At 41.5% G+C, this 25,497-nt stretch carries 23 protein-coding genes; 10 read left to right on the top strand and 13 right to left on the bottom strand.

The annotated features are described in order from the left end of the window. The first annotated feature begins 175 nt into the window (after nt 1-175). From dinG to rsmS, 4 genes are all read left to right on the top strand, one after another. Nucleotides 176-2,263, top strand: a complete 2,088-nt coding sequence (dinG, locus tag A1QC_RS05380; protein WP_017025151.1) for an ATP-dependent DNA helicase DinG — start codon at nt 176-178, stop codon at nt 2,261-2,263. Nucleotides 2,264-2,326: 63 nt separating this feature from the next. Next, nucleotides 2,327-3,097: a sulfite exporter TauE/SafE family protein gene (locus A1QC_RS05385; protein ID WP_017025152.1), complete on the top strand. Its 771-nt coding sequence runs from the start codon at nt 2,327-2,329 to the stop codon at nt 3,095-3,097. Nucleotides 3,098-3,124: 27 nt separating this feature from the next. Further along, entirely contained in the window at nt 3,125-3,691 is a 567-nt protein-coding gene (locus tag A1QC_RS05390) for a primosomal replication protein (protein WP_017025153.1), read from the top strand. Beyond that, a complete protein-coding gene (rsmS, locus tag A1QC_RS15330) occupies nt 3,678-3,854 on the top strand; it encodes a pleiotropic regulatory protein RsmS (RefSeq protein ID WP_017025154.1) in 177 nt (58 codons plus the stop codon). Before A1QC_RS05390 ends, rsmS begins: the two co-directional genes overlap by 14 nt. Nucleotides 3,855-3,938: 84 nt before the next feature. Here the strand turns inward: rsmS and htpX are convergent, their stop codons facing one another. Beyond that, nucleotides 3,939-4,802 (bottom strand): protease HtpX, encoded by an 864-nt coding sequence (gene htpX / locus A1QC_RS05395; RefSeq protein WP_017025155.1) that lies wholly within the window; start codon nt 4,800-4,802, stop codon nt 3,939-3,941. 463 nt (nt 4,803-5,265) lie between these two features. On the opposite strand from htpX, the gene A1QC_RS15600 reads away from it, so the two are divergent. Continuing rightward, nucleotides 5,266-5,418, top strand: a complete 153-nt coding sequence (locus A1QC_RS15600) for a hypothetical protein (RefSeq protein ID WP_017025156.1) — start codon at nt 5,266-5,268, stop codon at nt 5,416-5,418. 112 nt (nt 5,419-5,530) lie between these two features. Here A1QC_RS15600 and bioD read toward each other — a convergent pair whose 3' ends face one another. From bioD to bioB, 4 genes are read right to left on the bottom strand one after another with little or no spacing between them, the layout of a single operon-like run. Beyond that, nucleotides 5,531-6,211 (bottom strand): dethiobiotin synthase, encoded by a 681-nt coding sequence (bioD, locus tag A1QC_RS05400; RefSeq protein ID WP_017025157.1) that lies wholly within the window; start codon nt 6,209-6,211, stop codon nt 5,531-5,533. After that, nucleotides 6,208-7,056 carry a malonyl-ACP O-methyltransferase BioC gene (gene bioC / locus A1QC_RS05405; protein ID WP_017025158.1) on the bottom strand — a complete coding sequence of 283 codons (849 nt, stop codon included), beginning with the start codon at nt 7,054-7,056 and terminating at the stop codon, nt 6,208-6,210. Before bioC ends, bioD begins: the two co-directional genes overlap by 4 nt. A 2-nt stretch (nt 7,057-7,058) precedes the next feature. Further along, a complete protein-coding gene (gene bioF, locus A1QC_RS05410) occupies nt 7,059-8,243 on the bottom strand; it encodes an 8-amino-7-oxononanoate synthase (protein ID WP_039836428.1) in 1,185 nt (394 codons plus the stop codon). A 36-nt stretch (nt 8,244-8,279) separates the two neighbouring features. After that, on the bottom strand, nt 8,280-9,332 hold the full coding sequence (gene bioB, locus A1QC_RS05415; RefSeq protein ID WP_017025160.1) for a biotin synthase BioB: 1,053 nt from the start codon (nt 9,330-9,332) through the stop codon (nt 8,280-8,282). A 111-nt stretch (nt 9,333-9,443) separates the two neighbouring features. Here bioB and bioA point away from each other — a divergent pair, with 111 nt between their 5' ends. Together bioA and A1QC_RS05425 are read left to right on the top strand one after the other, a co-directional pair. Then, nucleotides 9,444-10,760 carry an adenosylmethionine--8-amino-7-oxononanoate transaminase gene (gene bioA, locus A1QC_RS05420; RefSeq protein ID WP_017025161.1) on the top strand — a complete coding sequence of 439 codons (1,317 nt, stop codon included), beginning with the start codon at nt 9,444-9,446 and terminating at the stop codon, nt 10,758-10,760. Nucleotides 10,761-10,947: 187 nt separating this feature from the next. After that, on the top strand, nt 10,948-11,541 hold the full coding sequence (locus A1QC_RS05425) for an ATP-dependent zinc protease family protein (protein WP_017025162.1): 594 nt from the start codon (nt 10,948-10,950) through the stop codon (nt 11,539-11,541). Nucleotides 11,542-11,652: 111 nt separating this feature from the next. On the opposite strand, the gene serS is transcribed toward A1QC_RS05425, so the two are convergent. The 5 genes from serS to lrp form a co-directional block, all read right to left on the bottom strand. Continuing rightward, nucleotides 11,653-12,963, bottom strand: coding sequence for a serine--tRNA ligase (serS, locus tag A1QC_RS05430; RefSeq protein WP_017025163.1), 1,311 nt, complete (start codon nt 12,961-12,963; stop codon nt 11,653-11,655). Between the two features lie 92 nt (nt 12,964-13,055). Continuing rightward, nucleotides 13,056-14,405: a replication-associated recombination protein A gene (locus tag A1QC_RS05435; RefSeq protein ID WP_017025164.1), complete on the bottom strand. Its 1,350-nt coding sequence runs from the start codon at nt 14,403-14,405 to the stop codon at nt 13,056-13,058. A 15-nt stretch (nt 14,406-14,420) separates the two neighbouring features. Continuing rightward, the gene (gene lolA / locus A1QC_RS05440) at nt 14,421-15,020 is read right to left on the bottom strand and encodes an outer membrane lipoprotein chaperone LolA (RefSeq protein WP_017025165.1); all 600 of its coding nucleotides are present in this window, start codon (nt 15,018-15,020) and stop codon (nt 14,421-14,423) included. Nucleotides 15,021-15,046: 26 nt separating this feature from the next. Next, on the bottom strand, nt 15,047-18,313 hold the full coding sequence (locus tag A1QC_RS05445) for a DNA translocase FtsK (protein WP_026025821.1): 3,267 nt from the start codon (nt 18,311-18,313) through the stop codon (nt 15,047-15,049). 284 nt (nt 18,314-18,597) lie between these two features. After that, entirely contained in the window at nt 18,598-19,092 is a 495-nt protein-coding gene (lrp, locus tag A1QC_RS05450; RefSeq protein WP_017025167.1) for a leucine-responsive transcriptional regulator Lrp, read from the bottom strand. A gap of 153 nt (nt 19,093-19,245) precedes the next feature. On the opposite strand from lrp, the gene ald reads away from it, so the two are divergent. Continuing rightward, nucleotides 19,246-20,364: an alanine dehydrogenase gene (ald, locus tag A1QC_RS05455; RefSeq protein WP_017025168.1), complete on the top strand. Its 1,119-nt coding sequence runs from the start codon at nt 19,246-19,248 to the stop codon at nt 20,362-20,364. A gap of 1 nt (nt 20,365) precedes the next feature. On the opposite strand, the gene A1QC_RS05460 is transcribed toward ald, so the two are convergent. The 3 genes from A1QC_RS05460 to A1QC_RS05470 form a co-directional block, all read right to left on the bottom strand. Further along, the gene (locus A1QC_RS05460) at nt 20,366-21,580 is read right to left on the bottom strand and encodes a methyltransferase (RefSeq protein WP_017025169.1); all 1,215 of its coding nucleotides are present in this window, start codon (nt 21,578-21,580) and stop codon (nt 20,366-20,368) included. Continuing rightward, the gene (cysB, locus tag A1QC_RS05465; protein WP_017025170.1) at nt 21,581-22,555 is read right to left on the bottom strand and encodes an HTH-type transcriptional regulator CysB; all 975 of its coding nucleotides are present in this window, start codon (nt 22,553-22,555) and stop codon (nt 21,581-21,583) included. 177 nt (nt 22,556-22,732) lie between these two features. Beyond that, nucleotides 22,733-23,740, bottom strand: coding sequence for an AraC family transcriptional regulator (locus A1QC_RS05470; protein ID WP_017025171.1), 1,008 nt, complete (start codon nt 23,738-23,740; stop codon nt 22,733-22,735). Nucleotides 23,741-23,854: 114 nt separating this feature from the next. Between A1QC_RS05470 and A1QC_RS05475 the strand changes: the two genes are divergently transcribed. Beyond that, on the top strand, nt 23,855-24,178 hold the full coding sequence (locus tag A1QC_RS05475; RefSeq protein WP_017025172.1) for an MFS transporter: 324 nt from the start codon (nt 23,855-23,857) through the stop codon (nt 24,176-24,178). Continuing rightward, nucleotides 24,178-25,401: an HlyD family secretion protein gene (locus A1QC_RS05480; protein WP_017025173.1), complete on the top strand. Its 1,224-nt coding sequence runs from the start codon at nt 24,178-24,180 to the stop codon at nt 25,399-25,401. Before A1QC_RS05475 ends, A1QC_RS05480 begins: the two co-directional genes overlap by 1 nt. The last annotated feature ends 96 nt before the right edge of the window (nt 25,402-25,497 follow it).

Genomic DNA, 25,497 nt, shown 5'->3' on the forward strand with positions numbered 1-25,497 from the left:
AATATCAATGAAACATCTGACAGACTCAATTAACTTACTATTAAGAAGTGCGATGAAATCAGCTTTCCCCCCTTCTCTTATTAACAGTTAACTCAATAATATTCAGAGAGAAATAGAGTAAGAAATAGCAACAACACTGTGATAATATCCAGTTGTTATTTTATGAGAACTGAACATGCTTTCCACTAATATTCAAAAAGCCATCAAGCTAAGTTATCAAAACCTTTCAGCTCAGCTTGATGGATTTATTCCACGCAGGGCGCAAAATTATTTGGTCGCGGAAATCGCCAAAACATTATCGGGGACTTATCACAAATCTAACCGGATTATTGTTGCCGAAGCTGGAACAGGAATAGGTAAGTCTCTGGCTTATTTAATGGCATCGGTTCCATTTGCGCAGTTCTCTCAAAAGAAAATAATCATCTCCACTGCTACTGTCGCCTTACAAGAGCAGTTAATACATAAAGACATGCCTTTATATCGTCGCCTTGTTGAAACGCCTTTTTCCTTTATTTTAGCTAAAGGTCGACAGCGGTATTGCTGCTTAGAAAAGTTATCGCTAGCTTGTGGAAAACAAACAGAGCAAGACGGACAACAACTCGCTATGTTCGAATCCAAGCCACAAAAAAAAGATATCGAACAGCTTCAAGCGTTATACACCGCGTTTTCTGATAACAAATGGAATGGTGATAGAGACAGTTGGGCAGAAACCATTCCAGATGACATTTGGAAGGTTATCGTCAGTGATAAGCACAGCTGTAATAATTCCATGCCAACTCATCGTGATTGCCCATTTCAAAAAGCGCGCGCTGATCTAGATAAAGCCGATGTAATCATTGCCAATCATAGCTTAGTGATGGCAGATGCTGACCTTGGTGGCGGAGTAATTTTACCGGAACCTGAACAAAGCATTTATATCTTTGATGAAGCTCATCATTTACCAAATGTTGCAAGAGAGCACGCCTCGGCTACAGCTAGTTTAAAAGGGACGGCAACCTGGCTTGAAAGCTTGAATAAATCCGTTGTTAAAATTGCTAATCTTACTGATATAAAGCGCAGCTCTCGTTTTCGTAATGAATTACAAGATTCTATTCAGCAACTGGTGCCAGCTTTAACGCAACTGAGTAAACAATTTAATGCTGGTGAATTTAAAGAAAACATTTACCGCTTTGAGCATGGAGAACTCCCTTCATGGCTAGAAGAAGAATCTAAATCTTTAAAGATTTTAAGCAAAAAAGCCCATCAATCTATGGCAAAAATTACTGACTTAATCAGCGAAAGAGTTAAAGATGGTGAATTATCCGCGCGCTTGGCAGAACCTGCCTTAGCCGAAGCAGGTTTTTATTTACAGCGATTAGAAAATCTAGCTAAGGTATGGCATTTAATGGCCGAACCCAATCACGACAAAGGTGCACCACTGGCGCGTTGGATTGAAATAAGCACAGATCGTGAAGATGATTTCACCATCAACGTGTCCCCTTTAGAAGTGGGCTGGCAATTAGATCGACAATTATGGAGCCGCTGCGCTGGTGCCGTTTTAGTTTCCGCGACCATGCGTGCATTAAACTCATTTCAATTCTTCGCCATTCAAGCGGGTATCAGCCAAAAAGTTGAGGATGCGACGCAATTTCTCGCTTTAGCTTCTCCGTTCGATTATGCAAACAATGCCGAACTCATGGTGCCAAAATTACAATATGAGCCTCAACATCCGAATTTTACGGCCTATTTATCTGAGATTTTACCGACCTATCTACAAGATAAAAAAGCCAATTTAGTACTGTTTTCTTCTTATTGGCAAATGAATCAAGTTGCACAAGCATTAGAAGCGATAGCAGTAAAGAATAAGTGGAATTTACAAGTTCAAGGTAAAAAGTCTCGAAGTGAAATTCTGAATAAGCACCGAGCCTATTGCCAATTTGGCCAAACTAGCGTGATCTTTGGTACTGGTAGTTTTTCTGAAGGGTTGGATCTTCCCGGTAAACTATTAGAAAACTTAATTATTACTAAAATTCCATTTGGTGTACCAACCTCCCCTGTGGAACAAGCGCACTCTGAATATATCGTTGAGCGTGGTGGTAATCCATTTATGCAAATTTCAGTACCTGAAGCCAGTAAAAAGCTCATCCAATCAGTTGGTCGGCTACTGCGTAAAGAACAAGATTCTGGTAGAGTTGTCATTCTTGATCGTCGGATCGTGACAAAACGCTATGGCAAAGCACTTTTGGATGCTTTACCACCGTTTGCTCGTAAAGTTGAATATTAATATCTTTCTATCGCTTATCTCAAAAAATTGCGAATGTCGTAGAAATAACCAAGAAGAATGACTATGGAAATGCTTGACCCAACGATGCTACTTATTCTTGGCATTGTTGCGTTTGCGGCAGGCTTTATTGATGCGGTAGCAGGAGGCGGCGGAATGCTAACCGTCCCTGCTCTACTTTCTCTTGGTTTGCCTCCGCACTTAGCTTTAGGGACCAACAAGCTATCGGCTACATTTGCCTCTTCAACCGCCGCTTTTACTTACTATCAAAAACGCTTATTTACCCCAAATTTTTGGTATCGTTCCTTTGTTGCGACACTAATTGGTGCAATCAGTGGCACGCTCGTCATTAATGTTATCAGCACGGCTTGGCTAGAAAAAATCCTGCCATTAATCATTTTAGCCACCGCGATTTACACAATATTTAGTAAAGCGCCAAAAGACAGCCATAATGCTCTGCCTCCTGCAAATAAGAAAGTCCACAAGAAGCAGATATTGCAGGGTTTGAGTTTAGGGTTTTATGATGGCGCGATTGGGCCCGGAACTGGCGCATTTTGGACAGTGAGTAACATGGCACTTTACCGAATGAACATCTTGCTTGCTTCTGGCGTGTCTAAAGCGATGAACTTTACTAGTAATTTCACCTCATTGGTTACCTTTGCTATTCTTGGTCACATCAACTGGACATTAGGCCTAACGATGGGTCTATGCTTAATGGCTGGTGCTTACGTGGGTGCGCATTCTGCGATTCGTTTTGGTGCGGCTTTTATACGACCAGTATTTGTGATCGTCGTCAGTGTATTGGCGATCAAACTCGCCTATCAAGCTTGGTTTTAATGACTTCGTTTCAATAAAGAGATAACAATGAGTAAATTTAGCGACCTAGCCAATAAACTTGAAGAGTTATCGAAACAAGCGGCTCAACGTGATCGCATCAAAGGGGAGCATCACCAAGCCTTATTTGATGAGCATTTATTCAAATGCCGATCTCGCTTGCTTGTTCCTTGTGTCAGCGAAACAAAATCCACTTTTGAGAGCATTATTAGAGAGCAACAAGCAGACCGGTTGACTCAATTACGGGCTGAACACTTAACTCAGCTGTTACTCTCCCAATTAGCTGCAATACAACGTGAATTAGCCACTCAAAATATTCGGCATAATGAAATAAAGCACAGCAGCCATTATCGTAAACCGATTAGTGAGCTTTATCAGGATTTATCACAACACCAAGAGTGGGAAATACGCTTACGTGATCTCGTTTTTCAAAAAACGAATCAAGTGAACACTTGTAGTAGTTACGAACGAGCTCAAGCTCAAAAAGATTTATTACTGGCTGAACAACGATTAGAGCGCTGCTCAGCCGCTAAATTAAAGATTGAAAAACAAATTACATTCAGAGAAAGGCAAAATCCTAGTAATGACTACAACTAAAACCGCTTCACCTCAATCTTTAGATTCTGCACCCGAAGAAGTGCAACTTGCGGTTGATTTGATCTATCTATTGGAATCAAACGAAATTGCACCTGAAGTGGCCTTAAAAGCTCTAGAAATTGTCCAGCAAGACTTAAACCGCACAATCGCTGCGAAACAGTAATCCCAGATGCACTAATCAAAAAAAGGCTTGATGATCGCTCACCAAGCCTTGGAACTTATATGGTATGAATTACCGACTAAATCATTATTGATTGCGCAGCGCTTCAATACGCTTATCAAGTGGTGGATGGCTCATTAACAGCTCCATCATCGTACGCTTACCATTAATGCCGAATGCCATCATCGAGCCTTCAAGCTGAGGCTCATGGCTCACTTTAAGGCGTTCAAGTGCCGCTATCATCTTATGCTTACCAACAAGCTGAGCTGCACCTGAGTCGGCATGGAATTCGCGATGACGGCTATACCACATCGTAATAAAGCTCGCCAAGAAGCCGAATACCATTTCTAGAACCATTGAGATTAAGAAGTAACTCATCATGCTTCCGCCACGACCTTCATCACTGTTGTTCGAGCTGACTACATTCGCAATGGCTCGTGAAATGAAAATAACAAATGTATTCACTACACCTTGCATTAATGTCATGGTCACCATATCACCATTTGAGATATGACTAATTTCATGCGCTAATACCGCTTCAGCTTCATCACGAGTCATGTTGTGCAACAAACCAGTGGACACTGCAACTAACGAATCATCGCGTTTAGCACCGGTTGCAAAGGCATTAATATCTGGCGAATCGTAAATCGCAACAGTAGGCATGCCAATACCCACTTGTTGAGCTTGACGAGTAACGGTTTGAATCAACCAATGTTCCGTTTCGTTACGTGGGCTTTCGATAACTTGCCCACCCACAGAGCGTAACGCCATTTTTTTCGATAACAATAAAGAAATAAATGAACCACCAAACCCGAATAAGGCTGCCATCACGAGTAGTCCTGACAGACTCCCTGGCTGCATTCCTGTTACGGCATATACAATATTTAAAACAACACTTAGCACCAATACAACCGCTAAGTTTGTCGCTAAAAATAACATCACTCGCTTCATTCTTTCTTTCTCCGTAGAAGCCATCAACAACATAACCTAATTGATTATGTTCATACTTTTGCGTTAAACGTTCTTTAACAACAGTATAGACTCAAGTTTATTCAAGATGCAGTTTTCACGAAAATACCACTTCTTGGCAATTACTGAGTATCATCTGCGATTTTCAGTGCAAGGTTAAGGGATCAATTGAAACATTTGATGTCCACCCTATCTTTACCTTTCATTCACCATAACGTGAACAACAAAAATTTATATTCATCATAGTCATTAACCATTAAAAGATTAATGCTATACGAATAGTTAACACTATTAAGCCATTAGTTCAATTATCAAACCTCTGATTTTACTAAAACTTACAAATGCTCTCCTCATTAAATCGATTGTGCTTATACTTTAGTCTTATTGCTGAATTTTCCACAAAGGATTAAGGTAGTTCCTATATAACAACCTAAAGGATATTGGTATGGCGGATAAAGAAAATTACCAAATGGCGATAGATTTACTGTCTTGTCATCTTGGTCTATCGGAAGAAGAAGCGAAGGAACGCTTAGGTCTTGCTGAGAAGAAGTCAGAACAAGCGACAAAACATATTCCAGAGCCTAACTTATCGCGTTAATGACATAAAAATTGATATAAAAAAAGCTGCCAGTTCGATGTGAATGGCAGCTTTTTTGTATCTATCTTAGAGTCACTTCAACTCATGCTATTACTTTGGTCGCAGCATCGTTCTATTTTAACAAAGGCGAAACATCAAGATAACGATAAGCTTGTTGGCGTTTAGAAGAAAGAAGGTAAGGAATTTCTCCAAGCTTTGGCGCCGGGATTTTAGCTTCAAGCATTTCAATGATGTCACTATAATGCTCAGTACCAGGGTTGATTCTATTGGCAACCCAGCCAACAAGGGTTAAGCCATCATTTTGAATAGCTTCAACCGTTAACATTGCATGACTTAAACAGCCTAACTTCACCCCCACGATAAGCACAACAGGTAATTTTTCTTGTTGAACCCAACGAGATAAACATTCACTTTTCGAAACAGGGACTCTCCAACCACCAGCGCCTTCAACTAACACAAAATCTGCATGGTGTCGGTGTTCCGCTAACGCAGAAGATAGCACATCAAATTCAATGTTCACGCCTTCTTTATTGGCAGCGATATGTGGCGAAGCTGGCAAGGCTAAGGCATAAGGATTCACAACATGATAATCAAGTTTAACCGTTGAAGCGTCTTGCAAACAAAGTGCATCGTTATTCACCATACCAGACTCAGTGGGCTCACAACCGGCTGCAACGGGTTTAAAGCCAGAAGTTTTAATACCCTGCTGTGCTAGTGCAAATAAAATCGCTTGTGAGGCAACGGTTTTACCTACATCCGTATCGGTTCCAGCAACGAATATTGAATTAATCATTTGATAATACTCCCAATACAAACTTCATAAGTTGCAGGTAATTGACCTTGATGGTTTTTAAATTGTTGATAGGCGATTTCAACTGCATTCAAATCACTACGCTTCGTTAATCGATCAGAACGACCAGAAATATGAGTAGCACCAATACCTTTTAAATCTTTCATTAAGCTAAGCGCCGATTGATACCACACGGTAATGGACATACAGTCTGCGCGATGCAATTGCCCACCAGCTTGAGCTAACGCAATATTGATTGCTTCTAAGTGGTGAAATTGATTAACGTGTTGATGCAAATCAACTTGCCGCCATGAGTCCTTTAGTTCAAACAATGAACCTTCAAGTAAGGTAGAAAAAAATATTCTCCCTGATGGTTTTACAATCGCCATTAAGGATGACATTAATGCTGGAAGATGATCGCACCACTGAATCGCTAAGCTCGAAAACACAAAGTCAAACTGTTCACCTTCAAACGGTAATTTTTCAGCATCACCTTGCACATATTCGACATTCAGATGCTTGCAACGTAATTGACACTGCTGCAACATCGCCTCGGAAAGATCAAATGCAGTGACCTGCGCACCACGTAATGCAAGCAACTGGCTAAAATACCCCGTGCCACAACCGAGATCTAAGACTTTGCAAGCAGATAAATCTTTTGGCAACAAAGCGATTAATCGGTGCCCGACATCTCTTTGAAAAGCAGCGTGCTTATCGTATGTTTTCGCGGCTTTACCAAACGCTTGTGCAATAGCAGTTTTATTCGCTGAAGAAGAATTCTTCTCTATAAAACAAGGAGGTTGAATATCATGAGCGTATTCAACATCAAAAAGGCTAAATGATGACATCGTTATCCTTCATGATTTCTAAAATCCATCACATTTTTAGAAATGGCACTGGTGAGTTTCTTTACTTGAATCAGTGAGTGATTAGCGCTTAACGTTATTCTGAGCCTTGCCTTATTCTGGGGAACGGTCGGTGGTCGAATCGCACTCACCCATAAACCATCCGCTTTTAATGCTTCGGACAAACTCATCGCTGATTGGCTATCCCCACAAATGAAAGGCTTTATTGGTGTATCCGTTTCGACATACCCCAAACAATGTTTCAAACCATGTTGATATTCCGCGTTCAATTCTGCTAACTTTTCACGTCGCCAAAATTGAGTTTGTATCATTGAGATGGAGTGGGATAATGCATGCGCTTGAGCTGGCGGCATCGCCGTTGAATAAACAAAATGACGAGCAAATTGAGAAAGATAATTAGCCGTTTCGTGATCGCATAAAATCGCTGCACCTGAAATACCGGCCGCCTTTCCAAACGTCACGATGAGGATTTGTGGCTTGATCCCAGCAGAATGACAACTGCCTTGACCTGTATCACCTAACACGCCAAACCCATGTGCATCGTCGACTGCAAACCAAGCTTTATTTTTTTTGCATAGTTCAGACATGGCTTTTAGATCAGGACGGTCACCATCCATACTAAAAACGCCTTCTGTCACCACTAAAGTCGATTGCCCATTTGTTTGTTCTTTCATGCCGTTTTGTAATTTGTTCGATAAATCACTTAGGTCGTTATGCTTAAAACGCAACATTGTTGCTGGGGACAACATACCGGCTTCGATGAGTGATGCATGATTCAACTTATCTTGGAACACGGCATCCCCTTTTTCTAATAAGCTAAATATCAACGCTTGATTCGCACTAAAGCCTGAATTAAATAGAACCGCGCTAGGATAACCCAACCATTCGCAAAGCTGCTTTTCCAACTTAGCATGTGCAGGGCTATAACCGGTTACCATTGGTGACGCACCACTTCCACAACCATAAATATCAAGCCCGGTTTGCCATGCTTGAATCAAAGAAGCATCTTGAGCTAACCCCAAGTAATCATTACTTGAAAAGTTAATACACCGTTGAGCTTTCCGACTCATAACAGCTTGTGATTCACGCTCAGAAATATCAACGGTTCGCTCCAAACCTAACGCTTTTCTGTGCTCAAGCGCTTTATGGATTCGCTGCTGAAACATCATTTAGCCCCGCTAACGGCAACCATCAAGCATTCAAATTTAACTGATTGCTTCATAGAATAAATCATCTTTACTTGGTCTTGCTGCGACTCTTTCTACAACTCGATCAAGTAAATCATTTTCTTGGATTTCATCAGGTTTCTGATGTACTTCTTGGCGGTTAATACCTAATTTTTTGAACAGTTGTAAATCGGTATCTTCGTCAGGATTGGGTGTCGTTAATAACTTACAGCCATAGAAAATAGAATTTGCACCCGCCATAAAGCACAAAGCTTGCATCTGTTCGTTCATGTTTTCACGACCAGCCGACAAACGCACTGCAGAATGAGGCATCATAATTCTAGCAATGGCAATAAGACGAATAAAATCAAAAGGTTCAACATCATCAACGTTTTCCATTGGTGTCCCTTTCACCTTCACCAACATATTAATCGGGACACTTTCTGGTTGAGTAGGTAGATTGGCAAGCTCCACCAATAGTCCAGCGCGATCACTAACACTTTCACCCATGCCAATAATGCCACCCGAGCAAATCTTCATTCCAGCTTCACGTACGTGAGAAAGGGTATCTAATCGATCTTGGTAGGTACGTGTGGTAATGATTTTTCCGTAAAACTCAGGGGATGTGTCCAAGTTATGGTTGTAATAATCAAGACCAGCATCCGAAAGCTGTTGAGCTTGATCGGGCGTTAACATACCAAGCGTCATGCAGGTTTCGAGACCGAGATCTTTTACGCCTTTAATCATTTCGGTTAAATATGGCATATCACGCGCTTTAGGGTTTTTCCAAGCCGCACCCATACAAAAACGAGTCGATCCAGAATTCTTAGCTTTATTCGCCGCATCAAGTACGCGCTCTACTTCCATTAAGCGTTCTTTTTCTACATCGGTACGATAATGCGCACTTTGAGGGCAATACTTGCAATCTTCAGGGCATGCACCTGTTTTAATCGAAAGCAACGTACTCACTTGGACATGATTCGTTTGCTGATGTTGACGATGAACAAGTTGGGCTTCAAATATCAAGTCCATAAATGGTTTTTCTAATAATTCATGTACTTGCTGCACAGTCCAGTGTTGGCTCACTTCCACGGTCGATCCTTCTCTATTGGTTTTTAGCTTGGCTAGTCTACCCACAGAAGATAGACTGTCAATAACATTGATTCATTACGGTTTACAATAGATTAATTAACGAGCAATATTATGGATTTACAATTTGACCGGGAACATATCTGGCACCCATACACATCGACACTCAGCCCATTACCTTGTTTTCCAGTAAAAAGCGCCGAAGGTGTGCGCATTCATCTTGAAACAGGAGAAGTCTTAATTGATGGGATGTCATCATGGTGGTCTGCGATTCATGGTTACCGTCACCCTGCGTTAGATCAGGCTGCCCATTCACAAATTGACGCAATGTCACACGTTATGTTTGGTGGCTTAACACATGATCCCGCCATCTCATTGTGCAAAAATATTTTGTCACTCGCACCGAAGAATATGAATCATGTTTTCTTAGCCGATTCGGGATCTGTTGCCGTTGAGGTCAGTTTGAAAATGGCGCTTCAATACTGGTACGCAAAACACAGTCAAGATACTTCACAATCGATACGCTCTAAGTTTCTCACTTTAGAACATGGGTATCATGGCGATACTTTTGCTGCAATGTCCGTCACCGACCCTAATAATTCGATGCATAAAATGTACAAAGGTTTTTTACCTGAGCATATTTTTGCCAAATCTCCTGAGTGCTATCAAATTCAAAACGGCCATTGGCCAGAATTTAATCCTGACGATATTCTCGACTTTGAAACCAAAATCACTGAGCACCAACATGAAATTGCTGCGGTTATTTTAGAGCCCATAGTACAAGGCGCGGGTGGTATGCGCCTCTATCACCCAGAGTTTCTTGTTCGCGTGAGGCAATTATGTGATCAATTTGGAGTGCTGTTGATTCTTGATGAAATTGCGACTGGATTTGGGCGAACCGGAAAATTGTTCGCGTGTGAACATGCCAATATTCAACCCGATATATTATGCGTAGGAAAGGCGCTGACCAGCGGCTATATGAGCCTTGCAGCAACCGTCACAACAAAAGCTGTCGCTAACATGGTATGCAGCAGTGAAGCGGGTTGTTTTATGCATGGGCCAACCTTCATGGCTAACCCATTAGCTTGTGCCATCGCAACGGCGAGTTTAAATTTAATCAAACAAAATCATTGGCAGCAACAAGTGGCATCAATCGAAGCCACATTCGAACAAAAACTTCCAATGTTACGCAAGTATCCCTTGGTAAAGGATGTACGCTGGCTAGGGGGAATTGGCGTTATCGAAACTCATGTTCCTGTTAATATGGAAGTCATTCAACAGCACTTTGTTGACCAAGGTGTTTGGATTCGACCTTTTGGCCGATTGATTTATTTGATGCCGCCCTATATTTCGAATCAATGCGATATCATTCAATTGATATCTGCGGTTGAATCAGCACTCAACTCACCAATGTGTTTTATCGCCAACTAAGGTCAAGCTGTAAATTTAAGTAAGAATAGTAAGGCGCACCTAGGTAATACCATTGTTATGGGCTCGTCTGAAAAATATTCAATTTGCAAGATGCAAGTAAAATTGACGACTTTGCCTGCACGGTCTTATTAACTTTGTGCTAGAATTCTAACGATATTCTACTCGATGAATTTAAAGGTTTTTCAATATGTTTAAATGGTTAATTGTTGCTTTGCTCTCTTGTTCATTTTCTGCTTTAGCAGCTGATGCCGTACAACCAGTAAGCAAAGTTACACCTCAAGAAATTGATGTTTCCACTCACACTAAAAGCGGAGACCTTGTTTTAGGTGAGAAAGAATGGATTTACGTCAATGATTTAGATCGTAATATTCTTGCCCGTATTGATACCGGGGCAACCACATCGTCGATCAGTGCGATCAACATCCACACGTACAAGAAAGATGGAAAGAATTTTGTGGATTTCAATTTAGCGCATAAAAATTGGAAATCAGATACCATCACTTTACCGGTAAAACGCTGGGTTGAAGTAAAACAGGCATCTACAGATAAGCCTTCAGAATCAAGACCTGTTGTTGAGCTAGGCGTACAAGTTGGCAGTTACAAATCAAATACTGAATTTACTTTAGTAGACCGCTCGCAATTAGAATACCCTGTACTTATTGGTCGTACTTTTATTGATAATGTTGCCGTCGTTGATGTTTCCCACAAATATGTTCAACCACGTGTGAAAGTAAAAAAAGCATCTGACGATACAGCAAGTTCTAACGACAGCGATAAATAGACAAGTAAACTAAGCTCTAAGTTTAAAACTTAAGCCTATAGAAAAACAAAAATACCCCATTCAAACTAATGAATGGGGTATTTTTTATAATGTCACTTGTTGCAAAAAGTGCTAGCCACCAATATGCGTTAAGCCATTCATGTATGGACGTAATACATGTGGGATTTCAATCTTACCGTCAGCTTGCTGATAGTTTTCAAGAATCGCCACCATAGTACGACCAACCGCCAAACCAGAACCATTCAACGTATGTAGTAACTCAGGCTTTTTCTCACCTTTACGGCGGAAACGTGCTTGCATACGACGAGCTTGGAAATCCCAACAGTTTGAACAAGAAGAAATCTCGCGGTACGTCTCTTGCGCGGGTACCCATACTTCTAAATCATAAGTTTTAGCTGCGCCAAAGCCCATATCGCCAGTACAAAGAATCACTTTACGATACGGCAGCTCAAGTAACTGAAGAACTTTTTCTGCATGGCCAGTTAACTCTTCTAATGCAGCCATTGAATCTTCTGGCTTCACGATTTGTACCAGTTCAACTTTATCGAATTGGTGCATACGGATCAAACCACGAGTATCACGACCGTATGAACCCGCTTCTGAACGGAAACACGGTGTGTGCGCTGTCATCTTAATTGGCAAATCTGCTTCATCAGTGATGGTATCACGCATTAAGTTTGTAACTGGAACTTCTGCTGTTGGGATCAATGACAAGGTCTTTAATGGCTCATCACTCACTTGTTCCGTCAAAGGGCTCGTATGGAATAAGTCTTCACTAAATTTAGGAAGTTGACCTGTACCGTATAGGCTGTCTGCATTCACTAAATAAGGCACATACATTTCTGTGTAGCCATGTTGATCGGTATGAAGATCTAGCATGAACTGTGCAATGGCACGATGCAAACGAGCAAATTGACCTTTCATAACGATAAAACGCGAACCCGTTACTTTTACTGCACTCGCAAAATCAAGACCATCACCCATCTCACCTAAATCAACATGATCTTTTAATTCAAAATCATATTGCTTTGGTTCACCCCAACGAGCAACTTCAACATTGTCATCTTCATCTTTACCGTTAGGTACTGCATCATCTGGCAAGTTTGGAATTGACGATGTGATGTCATCTAATTGAATCTGTAACTCAGTTAATGCGACTTTTGCGGCATCAAGATCAGCACCTAGCGTTCCGACTTCCGCCATGATTCGCTCAGCTTCTTCGTGATCCCCTTTCGCTTTAGCCTGACCAATGGACTTGGAACGGGAATTACGTAGTGCTTGTAATTCTTCAGTCTTCACTTGTAAAGACTTGCGTTGTTCTTCAAGGTTACGGATGGTTTCCACATCCAAAGTAAATCCACGGCGGGCTAATTTTGCAGCTGTTTCATCCAGCTCTGTACGAAATAGTTTAGAATCAAGCATTGCTAATCCTGTTGGTCTAAGAGTGATTAAAGCGATGAATTACCACTTTAAAAGGAATTTGTTTATATAGCTAAAACGATACCCAAAAAGCACTACTTTTGATAGCGCTTTTGTGTGCTTTTTACATCTAATTCAGCCAAATATTTTAGCTTTTCGTTGATTTTACCCTCTAAGCCACGATTGCTTGGCTGATAATAGCGGGTTTGCGCCATTTCAGGGGGGAAATAATTCTCTCCCGCAGCATAAGCACCTGGTTCATCATGGGCATATCGATATTCTGCGCCATAACCCAGATCTTTCATCAACCCAGTTGGGGCATTACGTAAATGCAGAGGGACATCATATTCTGGCTGATTATGAGCATCTGCCAAGGCTTGCTTCCAAGCGGTATACACAGCATTACTTTTAGGTGCACAAGCAAGATAGACGACCGCTTGAGCAATGGCTCTTTCTCCTTCTGCAGGGCCAATTCGGGTAAAACAATCCCATGCCGAAACGGCCACTTGCATCGCTCTTGGATCAGCATTGCCAATATCTTCTGAAGCAATAGCGAGTAAGCGGCGAACAATATAAAGTGGATCACAACCGGCGGCGATCATTCGCGCAGACCAATACAAGGCTGCGTCCGGATCAGAGCCTCGAATCGATTTGTGCACTGCAGAGATTAAGTCGTACCACATATCACCTTTGTTATCGAAACGGGCGACTTTCTCACCAGCCACTTCCGCTAACAAAGCCAACGTAATTACCTTACGACCATTAGTGTTCTCTTCAGCTAAATCATAAAGTAGTTCAAGGTAATTGAGTGACATACGCGCATCGCCATTCACTAAATCAACTAGACGCTCTAACACATTCTCTTCGAAGTCAGCTGGCGTTTTACCTAAGCCACGTTCCGAATCATGAATCGCCTGTTCAAGCACATCCATAATATCTCGATGTTCAAGTGAGGTTAGCTTGTAAACACGAGCACGAGATAACAATGCGTTATTCAATTCAAAGGAAGGGTTTTCAGTGGTAGCGCCAATAAAAGTAACCGTCCCATCTTCTATATGAGGCAAGAAAGCATCTTGTTGGCTCTTATTAAAGCGATGGACTTCATCAACAAATAGAATTGTTTTTCTACCGGAACGTTTATGTTCTCTGGCTTTATCGATAGCCAGACGAATGTCTTTAACGCCAGATGTGACTGCAGAAATTCGTTCAACTTCTGCATTGGCATAATTTGCCGCAACTTCTGCTAACGTTGTTTTTCCTGTTCCCGGTGGTCCCCATAGGATCATCGAATGCAGATGGCCGGCTTCTAATGCACGACGCAGCGGTTTATTTGGGCCAAGAATGTGTTGCTGCCCACAATAGTGCTCAATAGACACTGGCCGCATCCGAGCGGCCAGTGGTCTAAAATCTTCATCTGACGAAAAGTCTAAGCTGAAATTGCTCATCTTTATCTCACCTGATTATTGGCGTTGATCATCCACCTCAACACCTTTTGGCACTTTAAAGGTAAATAATGATGCATCAGGCTTTTGCATTTTAAAGTTCGTAAAGGCAAAACGACTTTGTTGACCATCTTGCTCAATCACATTAAATGCTTGAACAACACCTTTGTCATTAATTTTGATTTGGAAAGTACCAATTGTTGTATCGGTTGCCGTAGGCTTCAGAGTAAACGTATCATCTGATTGAGTAACATTATAGTTTGCCCAATCGCTCGCACGGTTACGTGTTAGCAATACAAAGGGAGTTTGCGCCGTCGCTTGCTCTTGGTTAAGAATGGTCACTTGCTCCACAAATGGGCTGTAATACCAAACACTTTTTCCATCAGAAACGAGTAAGGTTTCATCTGGTGCTGACGTTTTCCAGCGAAATAAACTTGGTCGAGAAATTTGTGCTGAACCTTTACCATCAAGCAATACTTCACCTTCAGGGCTAGTCACCTTTTGTGTAAAATCCGCACTAAAGCCTTCATTATGATTTAAACGAGTATTCAATTCTTCTTTCGGCCCAGCGAAAACACTCGCACTGGCAAAGAGCAAAACAAGTAAGCATTTCTTCATTTTATTCCTCTACTCTTATAGTCAAACTAATCAAACTGTTTTATTGGCGGTGGTGCAATGACTTCTCGGTTACCATTATGACCTGGTGAGCTGACTACGCCTTGTGCCTCAAGTTGCTCCACAATGCGAGCCGCTCGGTTATAGCCTATTTTAAAGCGACGCTGAACACCTGATACGGAGCCACGGCGTGATTCTGTCACAAATTCTACCACTTGATCGTAAAGAGGATCGGCATCTTCCTCTCCTTCTAATTGTTCACCCGGTAATAAACTTTCTGCTGTTGGCTCACCATGAACGATTTCATCAATATAAACAGGCTTGCCACGCGCTTTCCAATCGTTAACAACCGCATGTACATCATCATCAGAAGCAAATGCACCGTGAACACGAACCGTATGGTTAGAACCCGGTGGTAAGTACAACATGTCACCCATACCCAATAGAGACTCAGCGCCACCTTGATCAAGAATGGTACGTGAATCCGTTTTGGTTGATACGGTAAAGGCTACACGAGTCGGGATATTGGCTTTAATCAAACCCGTAATCACATCAACCGATGGACGTTGAGTCGCTAATACCAAGTGAATACCTGCTGCACGCGCTTTTTGCGCCAAACGAGCAATCAACTCTTCAACTTTCTTACCGACGACCATGATCAAATCAGCAAATTCATCCACAATCACAACGATTGAAGGCAGTTTTTCTAGCAGTGGCGGCATTTCATCCATGCTATCGCCAGGTTGCCATAATGGGTCATGAATGGGGTGACCAGCTTCAGCCGCCATTTTCAATTTTTCGTTGTAGCCTTTCAGGTTACGAACCCCAACGGCTGACAATAATTTATAACGACGCTCCATTTCACCAACACACCAACGCAATGCATTAGAGGCATCTTTCATATCGGTCACAACTTCTGAAAGCAAATGTGGTATGCCTTCATAAATCGAAAGCTCCAACATTTTTGGATCGATCATAATAAAGCGCACATCTTCTGGTGTCGCTTTATACAAGATACTTAAGATCATCACGTTCACGCCAACCGATTTACCAGAGCCGGTTGTACCTGCCACTAACACGTGAGGCATTTTAGCCAAATCGGCCACAACCGCTTCACCGGCAATATCTTGACCTAAAACCACAGCCGTTGGTGATTTATTATTTTGGAATTGTTCAGAGCTGATCACATCAGATAAATACACGGTTTCTCGGCTCATGTTTGGCAATTCAAGTCCAACATAAGGTTTACCTGGGATCACTTCGACTACACGAACGGCCATCGCAGATAATGAACGAGCTAAATCCATTGAAAGACCAGAAATACGGCTCACTTTCACGCCCGGTGCAAGATCAAGTTCAAATCGTGTGATAACAGGGCCAGGGAAAATGTCCACAACGCGTGCTTCAATTTTGTAATCCGCTAATTTTGATTCAACAAGTCGAGCAATCTGCTCTAATGCATCACGGTCAATGTGGCTTTCACGTTTTTCTGGATGATACAGTAATTCTAACGTTGGCATTGGCGCAGTCGGTACCGGCAAATTAGCATCGTTTTGAATTAAAAATGGGTTTTGTGAAGCCATCGCATTCGCTTGTGCGGTTGAAACCAAATTCTGAAAAGCTGCAGCGTCAGGATCCGCTGGCGCTTGAATTTCAGTCATCGTTTCATTATGAACGTTTACAGCTTCATTAATCGCAGGCGAAGCCTGAGGAATAGAATTAGCTTGTAACGTTTGTTCTGAACCGGAATGTTGAACCGAATGCGAGTTTTCACTAGGAGGATTAACACTCGGAACGTCTGCCTTCATCACTTCTGGAATATGAGCTTCTGACTTCTCGAAATTTCCTTGCACAGCATTTTCAGAATCTTGATTTACAGCGGAAGTTTGTGCAGTAGACACGGTGGCATTCGAGGATGCTTGTACCCATGGCGCTTCAATATCAGAAGTTGGTGCTGTTTCTGTCTCTTCAACTGAAACATCATCCAAATTACCGACGGATGGCGATTTCTGTTCTTCTTCATCAATATGAATATTTTCGAATGATGATGCTTGAGTAGGCGCAGCAGTTTGAGTTTTTATTTCATGGTTTGCATGATTGGTACTATGCGTGGGTGTTGTGTCAACCTTAGCTTTTGTTGTGATTGGTGAAACTGAACTCGCCTCTTGCACAACAAAGTCACCTTCCGACTCTGCTTGCTGATCTAGCTCAGCAATTGTCGCATTTGGATTCTGGTACCTATCTTTAGTCGCATTAAATTCAGGGTTTGAAGAGACGTGGCGATCCACAGTATTGAGAACAGGTTCATTACGATGAATATGAGACGCTGAAGGCGCAGAAAATAATGGATCATCGATCTCATCACTTGCAATCGAGATCGATTCTGCTTCAACCTCTCTCTTCGATTCTTTACGCGGAAAATGAATATTGAAACGTGGCGCTTTTCTTTCGCTGCTGCCACCCTCACTCACTTGGTTTTCATTTACCTTAACGTTTTGTTTTGTTTCTGTAATATCGAGTTCCACATCATCAAAAGCCCTACTCTTCGCGTGAGGCTGTAAAGAAAGCTCTTGGTGATCAATCCCTTGAATATCAAGGTTATTCAATTCTGTATGATTATACTGCGTTGCAGACAGGGTAACATTGTCCGATTGCCTTGTACGGTTGAATAAACGTTGAATCACACGCAATGCCGCTTGACCAATATTCTCAACAATCGTTAACCATGAAATACCAGTAAGTAGAGTGAAACCCGCCCCCCAAAGGAACATGAAGACTAAAGTTGACCCTAAAATATTTAGAGCAGGAGTCGCAACCGATGTAAGCACATCCCCTACCACGCCACCAGATGAAAAGTACCAAATATCATCAAAGTTAATATCGGCTAAACCACAGCTTGTTAATAACATGATGACCAGGCCTAGAAGACGAGTTCCCCATAAAAGAAGATCGATCGTTTCACCTTCATCTCTCGAACGAAAAAACGCCCAGCTTGCGCCAAGAATAATAAAAGGTAATGGGTAAGCAAAAACACCAAATGAGAAGAATAATGTATCGGCAAGCCAAGATCCTAGATAGCCACCAGCATTATGCACAGTGCCACTCCAAGAGGTTTGAGACCAAGAAGGATCAGCAGGGTTAAATGAAAATAAAGCGACCATCATCAAAATCGCAACGAGCAAGCCTAGAATGAGCCCACATTCTTTCAGGCGTTGTGAGCCATTAAGACGTGGCCTTAATTTCGATTCTTTTGCTTTAATGATGGTAATAGTTTTCGCTTTACTTTGTTTAAAAATGCTTTTGCTGGACGTAAACAAAATTTTCCCCTATTCCGAGCGGTTAAAGAAAGTCATTTCCTATATTGTTGCCGACAAAACCACTCGATTAACTGTTTAATCTTAGCAAGTTGACAACAAAAATCGAAAATTTGGCTCGGTGGTCCTAAAATACGACGAGCGGCCTAAGCCGCTCGGTAGACAACACTCGATAACAATAACCGAAACAGGTAAAAAAACCTATACCCAAACGGTGTCAAGAAGCAGATTTGAACGCATCTTGACATCCTATGGACAGTTTTTGCTTATCGAGTTTGAATCACTAGTTGATTTGACTGTTTAACTTCTTCCATTACAACGTAAGTACGCGTGTCATTAACACCCGGAAGACGTAATAATGTGTCTCCTAATAGTTTACGGTAAGCACCCATATCAGACACACGAGTTTTAAGTAAGTAATCGAAGTCACCGGACACTAAATGACATTCTTGAATATCATCTAATTTTTGTACCGCCGAATTAAATTGCTCAAAAACATCCGGTGCACCACGGTTCAGTGTGATCTCCACAAAAACCAAAAGTGAGGCATCCAAATATTGAGGATTCAATAGTGCGGTATAACCTGTAATATAGCCTTGACGCTCAAGACGACGTACACGTTCTAAACATGGAGTTGGTGATAAACCAACACGCTTTGATAGCTCCACATTTGAAATACGACCATCTTTTTGTAATTCATTAAGAATGTTACGGTCAATCCTGTCTAAATCCTTTGACGGTTTTTTATAATTATCAGTCATTCATTTTCACCTTATTTACTTCCCTGCAAAAATATATTCTACATTCTCTTTGTATTCAGAATCAAATATTACCAAAACACGACTACACTTTACATTCACCCAACGAATGAACCCAAGATAGGCATAACAACCAAGTATAAAACAGGGGTTAGAATGAAAATTGGCGTACCGAAAGAAATCAAAAATCACGAATATCGTGTTGGAATGACTCCAGCCAGTGTAAGAGAACTCTATGCTTACGGACACCATGTTTACGTTGAAACGCTCGCCGGAATCGGCATCGGTTTTAATGATGATGATTACGTTGCAGCTGGCGCATCCATTCTTCCCTCTGCAGCAGACGTTTATGCTGTTGCAGATATGATTGTTAAGGTTAAGGAACCTCAATCCATTGAACGTGCAATGCTCAAGAAAGGGCAAATATTATTCACATATTTACACCTAGCACCCGATCTTCCACAAACCGAAGCACTAATCGAAAGCAAAGCCGTCTGTATAGCCTATGAGACTGTAACAGATAATATGGGTCGTCTGCCACTATTAGCGCCAATGTCGGAGGTTGCCGGTAGAATGTCTATCCAAGCAGGTGCCCAAACGCTAGAAAAATCTCATGGTGGTAGTGGGTTACTTTTATCAGGTGTACCGGGCGTTGCCCCTGCAAATGTATTAATTCTAGGTGGTGGCGTAGTGGGTTCCAATGCCGCCAGAATGGCCATTGGGTTACGCGCAAATGTCACTATTTTAGATAAAAACATCGACACACTTCGCAAACTTGATGAAGAATTTCAAGGCAAAGCACAGGTGGTGTATTCCACAAAAGAAGCACTTGATCAACTTGTCACACAGGCAGATTTGGTTATTGGCGCTGTACTTATTCCAGGTGCCGCTGCACCAAAACTCATTACAAAACAGCACCTAACCTCGATGAAAGCAGGTTCTGCTATTGTTGATGTTGCCATCGATCAAGGGGGATGTTTCGAAACATCAAAACCCACCACCCATGCGGAGCCAACTTATATTATTGATAACATCGTTCATTACTGTGTCGCGAACATGCCCGGTGCCGTCGCCAGAACCTCAACTTTCGCCTTAAATAACGCTACTTTGCCATATATTATAAAGCTCGCTAATAAAGGCTATAAACAAGCATTATTAGATGATGTCGGCTTCTTGAAAGGGCTCAATGTCATTGATGGGAAAATAACAATAAAAGAAGTGGCTGAAGGTTTTGGGTTACAATATGTAAATCCTAAAGAAGCATTAAGTTCGTAGGTTAGCTTTGAGTGGGCAATACAGCTTGGATCAGAATATTACGTGGCGTGATTTCCCGGGTACAAAAAGTGCTCACCGACACGCTATAGCCTTGTTGTTGTAAACGCAGTGCTTTATCACACACTAACCACATCTCTAGTGGTCGACGAAATACTTGTTGTATGAGGCTTATACGTTCCATTTGCATAAAACGCTGACGCCCTTTTGCTTCCCAAGAGGTTAAATCATTCATTGGGAATATTAATGCTTTTTGCTGTTGCGACCAGTGGCAAAAATGCTCAAATCCCAATCCTAATTCCGATTTTTTAATACTCGGTAATGGGGTGTACTCACAATGCCCCATCTTTTCACGTAATAATGAATCCAATGCTAATCGATAGGTCATTTCAAGCTCACGGTGTTGTTTCACTCTCTGTCCACCGGTAACGGTTTCTTGCAAAGGAATTCTGAGCTCATTCTTACTAAGTTGTAATTTGGATTGCTGACCATGAGTTGATAAAGCTTGATAATGATCACCTTCAATTAAGTGATAGCAGCATGGAGAAAGTGTTAAAGCCGGTAAATGCTGTTGGCATACATGCTCGATTAAGTGAGCGTGTAAGTCGCCACAGGCATGCAGCGCTACCGCATGTTGTTGCTGATTAAAAACAGAAGTGCTACTTGCCGACAAAGCATCGCCTTGCACAAAAGTCATTTTAAGTTTGCGCTGATTTGCCAATACTTGTCCTGAATCACATAAACCTTGTTGCCACTCAAAACTGGTGACTGGTAAGTGAGATTGTTGTGCAAGCACTTGACCTAGAAAGCCTTTACCAGAGCACCATTCAAGCCATTTTGTCCCTTTATTTTCCTTCAGCGCAGCTGAACCCATCGCGCAAATTTGTTGCCACTTACGACCCGGGATACCCACACTTAAAGCTTCGACACCATGAAGTGGGCTCTCACGTAAGTTCTCCAGTTCGCAAGCTTGCCACAGGGTGCTTAACTGAGGAATAAAAATGGATAATTCAGGAAGCAAACTCGCCGTATTTTGCTTAAACTCGATAATGTCATCATCGGTCAATTGAGCAAGAAACTGACACAAATCAGGTGCGATTTCTTGCCAAGGAAGAGAAGAATGAAAGCTTAATTGAAAAGGATCAATCCGCCACAAAGCTTGAGTTTGCAACAAAGATTGATCCAGAATGTTAAAACGCTCTGCCAGTGAAAACATCATTTAACGAACAGGCAACTCAATATCCTTGAACATGGCTTCAATTTCTTGATTGTTTTTTAATCCTATCGCCTTTTCAACCACTGGACGAGTAAGATGAGGGGCAAATCGTTCCATGAAATCATACATATATGTACGTAAGAAGGTGCCACGTTTAAAACCAATACTGGTGGTGCTCGCCCCAAAAATATGACTTGCATCTATCGCAACAAGATCGGCATCCTGTTCTTTATCTATTGCCATGCTCGCAAACACACCAACACCAATACCTAAACGAACGTAGGTTTTAATCACATCAGCATCGGTCGCTGTAAACACAATTTTAGGCTTTAATCCCGCTTCATTAAATGCAGTATCTAATTCAGATCGCCCAGTAAAACCAAATACGTACGTCACCAATGAATACTTAGCAAGCTCTTCAATAGTAATTTTTCCTAACTGAGCTAAAGGATGATCTTTACGCACGACAATTGAACGATTCCAATGATAACAAGGCAACATAATGGCATCTTGGTATAAATGCAGGGCTTCTGTCGCAATTGCAAAGTTCGCCGTACCTTTAGATACGGCTTCCGACATTTGGCTCGGTGTGCCTTGGTGCATATGCAAAGAGACTTTAGGGTAACGAGCAGTAAAGCCTTTAATCACATCGGGTAGCGCATAACGAGCTTGAGTATGGGTTGTAGATATATTCAACGTTCCCATTTCAGGGTTTGTATGCTCACCGGCAACGGCCTTAATGCTTTCAACTCGTGACAATATTTGTTGTGAAATTCTGACAATTTCTTGTCCAGCAGGCGTGACTGTCGTTAAATGCTTACCACTACGCTCAAAAATTTGAATACCAAGCTCATCTTCTAATAATCGGACTTGCTTACTGATACCCGGTTGAGAGGTATAAAGATTTTCCGCTGTAGCAGAAACATTCAAGTTATTATTAACCACTTCAACGATGTATCTTAACTGCTGTAGTTTCATGCTCGTTCCCTCTCGATAGACACAACAACTCCCCAAACCACTCAATGCATGTGTTTTTGGCTTATACCCAAGTAACCTCAAAATACGGTATTCAGCGAGAATAAAGTTACTTGGGTATATAAGTATTAGTTATAACGCTTATAGCGCCTTTTTGATAGTGGAAAATGAAGAAGCCCTTTAGAAATAATCTTGAAAATGTTGAATATATTGGGTTGGGGTCACACCACGGTGCTTTTTAAACATACGATTGAAACTTTCAATATTGCGATACCCTAATCGCTCGGCTATTTCCTCAACAGGCACTGATTTCGCTATTAAGTTCACCGCAAGGTTACTCATCACATAACCACAAATTATCGTAAAATTCAGGTTCATTTTATGTAAACGTCTTTGAAATTGCTGTTCCGACAATTCCAGTAAAGCTGCGACTCGATTTAAGGTTGGCAAACCATAATGACAGCTGTAATTGACGATCTCATAAATAACTTTCATCTCATCATCCGATTGAGGCATATTCAGAAATTCATCCAAATCATGAGAGCTCATTGCCAATTTTTGCTTTGGTTGAACATCCGTTTGTATGGTGGCTAAACGAGTATCAGAATGAAACCATAATTCCGTTTGGTGATGATTCCAGCCAATATCACAACCAAAATAGTCTTTATAAATTTGCTGATTAACTCGTGAGCCTGAGAGCATGACTCGCATGGGCGAAAACTGATCACCTAAATAGCGACGCATCACCTTCAACATAAATGACGCTATCCGTACGCTATCATGAATTTTGACATCACGTTCAATAAACGGATTATGGTAAGTCCATTTAATAATCGAGCCGGTTTGCGAGCCTGCCATAAAGGCACCTGATTGCAAACAACTCGAACCATAATTTATTCGGCGAATGGTTGTTGCGAGATCATGACCAGAGAAAATCCATCGACCAATCGCCCCTAGCCCACTTTCATTAATTCCTACCATGACTTTCACTACAAAATCGGGGTCATTGGTGAGTTGTTCTAATTCTTTCAATAAAACATTCAGCTCTGACAATGGGATCAACGTCATCGGATTAATAAATATCGACTCAGGTAAGCTTAATTGTTCGGTCTTAATTTGATAATTCTGGCACACGTGTTGATACAAATTAACAAAAGCAATGGCCCGAATAAAATGTATTCCTTTCATACCACCCCACAGATTGAATCAATATAAACATTAATTTGAAATAATCTGTCATATTTTTATCCAAAATTCAAACCACACGCACAATACAGACAACTTAAATAGTGAGGGTTTGATATGAGTTTAATGAGTATGCCATTTGTCGGCACTAGCGTTGACACCGTTTTGCATGTTGTCGCGACGGTTGTATTAGTTGCCACTATTGGCGCAGCGTTATTCGGCTTTTGGAAGTTTCATGAACTCCCAATCAATAAAGCGCATAGCAAGGGCCACCATCAAATTGGCTTAATCACGGTACTCACTTGGATTGGTTTTATTTGGCATTGGGTGTGGGTGCTTGCCGTCATTCTCGCCTTTGTTGATATGGAAAAAGCCATTATTAGCTTACGCGACACCTGGAAAGGCACACCACAAACCGATCACGAAAAAGAGGAAGCATAATGTTAGAAGGTTTAGCCGTTTGGGCTCTCTTTATTTACTTATTACGTCTAGTTGGCATGCCTTGGAATAAAGCCACTAAAAGTTTTGCGTATTTTGGTGGTACGGGCTGGTTAATGTTTGTATGGATTGGTTTAATCAATTACGCGCCAATGGATTTATCCGGCGGGTCTGTGGTGCAATCCCCACACATTCAATTACGCCCAAACATGCCTAATATCACAGGTAAAGTGGAGCACATTTATGTAAAGCCTAACCAGAAAGTAAAAGAAGGCCAACTTATTTATGATATTGAAAGTACGCCTTATAAAATCGCTCTGGAACAAGCCAAAGCTGCGTTTGATCATGCCAAAATAGCGATCACGACTGCAGAGCAAGAAGTCTCGATAGCTCAATCTCATTATCAATCTATGCTGCATGATATTACGACATCACACAGTGAGATCTCTTCAGCGAAAGCTGATTATCATCTGCAGCAAAAGATGCTTTCTCGCTATCAGAAGCAAAACAGCGTGGCAAAGAGTTCGATTACTGAAAGTGAAATCGATAAACAAATCAGCCTAGTAGAAATAGCGAAACAAAAAGTCAGCACATTAGAGTTTCAATTGGCCAAAAAAACCGTCGATGCAGAACGAGCTAAATTGCAGATCAGTCAATCTGAGTTAACGGTCGCCAGTCGACAAGCGGAATTAAATGATAAAAAGCAAAATATGGAAAAAGCGAAATGGGATCTAGCCAGTACGCAGGTAAAAGCCCCTGCAGATGGTTTTGTCACCAACTTTATTCTTCGTGAAGGCCAATTAGTATCTCGAATCTCTCGGCTACAAATGTACACCGAAGAGAAATACGTATTGATGAGAGTAAATCATCAAGCGATTCGTAATATTAAAGTAGGACAAGCGGCAGAGTTTTCCTCTTCGGTTTACCCAGGTAAAGTGTTTGCAGCAGAAGTGGAAGGTATTGTCGAAGCTACAGGTGAAGCACAAAGCAACTTACTGGGCCTTGATCAATCGATAACAGCAACGACAGGCAAAAATTTACAAAATAAGCATCACTTTGTTCGTTTGAAAATTATAGAAACCGAAGATTACGATCTCCCCGTTGGCGCAGTAGGTCTCGCATGGATTAGTGGTGAAAAACCTGCGGCTTTCTTAGGGTTCCTTGACGGTATACGAGGGATTATCATTCGAATGAAATCTCAACTGTACTTCTTCCATTCCATTTAATCTCTTATACCTCCAATCGATGACACATCACCGATTGGAGGCTTACTTACCAAAATCGTGTTCAGGTTTTGTTTAAGAATTGGTCTATCACCAAGT

It is taken from the genome of Vibrio rumoiensis 1S-45 (assembly GCF_000286955.2).
Lineage (GTDB): Bacteria > Pseudomonadota > Gammaproteobacteria > Enterobacterales > Vibrionaceae > Vibrio > Vibrio rumoiensis_A.

Coding starts and splice junctions, on each gene's coding strand:
- rsmS (WP_017025154.1), top strand. CDS start 3,678: ATGACTACAACTAAAACCGCTTCACCTCAATCTTTAGATTCTGCACCC.
- bioA (WP_017025161.1), top strand. CDS start 9,444: ATGGATTTACAATTTGACCGGGAACATATCTGGCACCCATACACATCG.
- A1QC_RS05475 (WP_017025172.1), top strand. CDS start 23,855: ATGAGTTTAATGAGTATGCCATTTGTCGGCACTAGCGTTGACACCGTT.
- lrp (WP_017025167.1), bottom strand. CDS start 19,092: ATGACTGATAATTATAAAAAACCGTCAAAGGATTTAGACAGGATTGAC.
- A1QC_RS05470 (WP_017025171.1), bottom strand. CDS start 23,740: ATGAAAGGAATACATTTTATTCGGGCCATTGCTTTTGTTAATTTGTAT.
- dinG (WP_017025151.1), top strand. CDS start 176: ATGCTTTCCACTAATATTCAAAAAGCCATCAAGCTAAGTTATCAAAAC.
- htpX (WP_017025155.1), bottom strand. CDS start 4,802: ATGAAGCGAGTGATGTTATTTTTAGCGACAAACTTAGCGGTTGTATTG.
- serS (WP_017025163.1), bottom strand. CDS start 12,963: ATGCTTGATTCTAAACTATTTCGTACAGAGCTGGATGAAACAGCTGCA.
- A1QC_RS15600 (WP_017025156.1), top strand. CDS start 5,266: ATGGCGGATAAAGAAAATTACCAAATGGCGATAGATTTACTGTCTTGT.
- cysB (WP_017025170.1), bottom strand. CDS start 22,555: ATGAAACTACAGCAGTTAAGATACATCGTTGAAGTGGTTAATAATAAC.
- bioF (WP_039836428.1), bottom strand. CDS start 8,243: ATGATGTTTCAGCAGCGAATCCATAAAGCGCTTGAGCACAGAAAAGCG.
- A1QC_RS05480 (WP_017025173.1), top strand. CDS start 24,178: ATGTTAGAAGGTTTAGCCGTTTGGGCTCTCTTTATTTACTTATTACGT.
- A1QC_RS05390 (WP_017025153.1), top strand. CDS start 3,125: ATGAGTAAATTTAGCGACCTAGCCAATAAACTTGAAGAGTTATCGAAA.
- A1QC_RS05460 (WP_017025169.1), bottom strand. CDS start 21,580: ATGATGTTTTCACTGGCAGAGCGTTTTAACATTCTGGATCAATCTTTG.
- A1QC_RS05435 (WP_017025164.1), bottom strand. CDS start 14,405: ATGAGCAATTTCAGCTTAGACTTTTCGTCAGATGAAGATTTTAGACCA.
- A1QC_RS05385 (WP_017025152.1), top strand. CDS start 2,327: ATGGAAATGCTTGACCCAACGATGCTACTTATTCTTGGCATTGTTGCG.
- bioC (WP_017025158.1), bottom strand. CDS start 7,056: ATGTCATCATTTAGCCTTTTTGATGTTGAATACGCTCATGATATTCAA.
- ald (WP_017025168.1), top strand. CDS start 19,246: ATGAAAATTGGCGTACCGAAAGAAATCAAAAATCACGAATATCGTGTT.
- A1QC_RS05425 (WP_017025162.1), top strand. CDS start 10,948: ATGTTTAAATGGTTAATTGTTGCTTTGCTCTCTTGTTCATTTTCTGCT.
- bioD (WP_017025157.1), bottom strand. CDS start 6,211: ATGATTAATTCAATATTCGTTGCTGGAACCGATACGGATGTAGGTAAA.
- lolA (WP_017025165.1), bottom strand. CDS start 15,020: ATGAAGAAATGCTTACTTGTTTTGCTCTTTGCCAGTGCGAGTGTTTTC.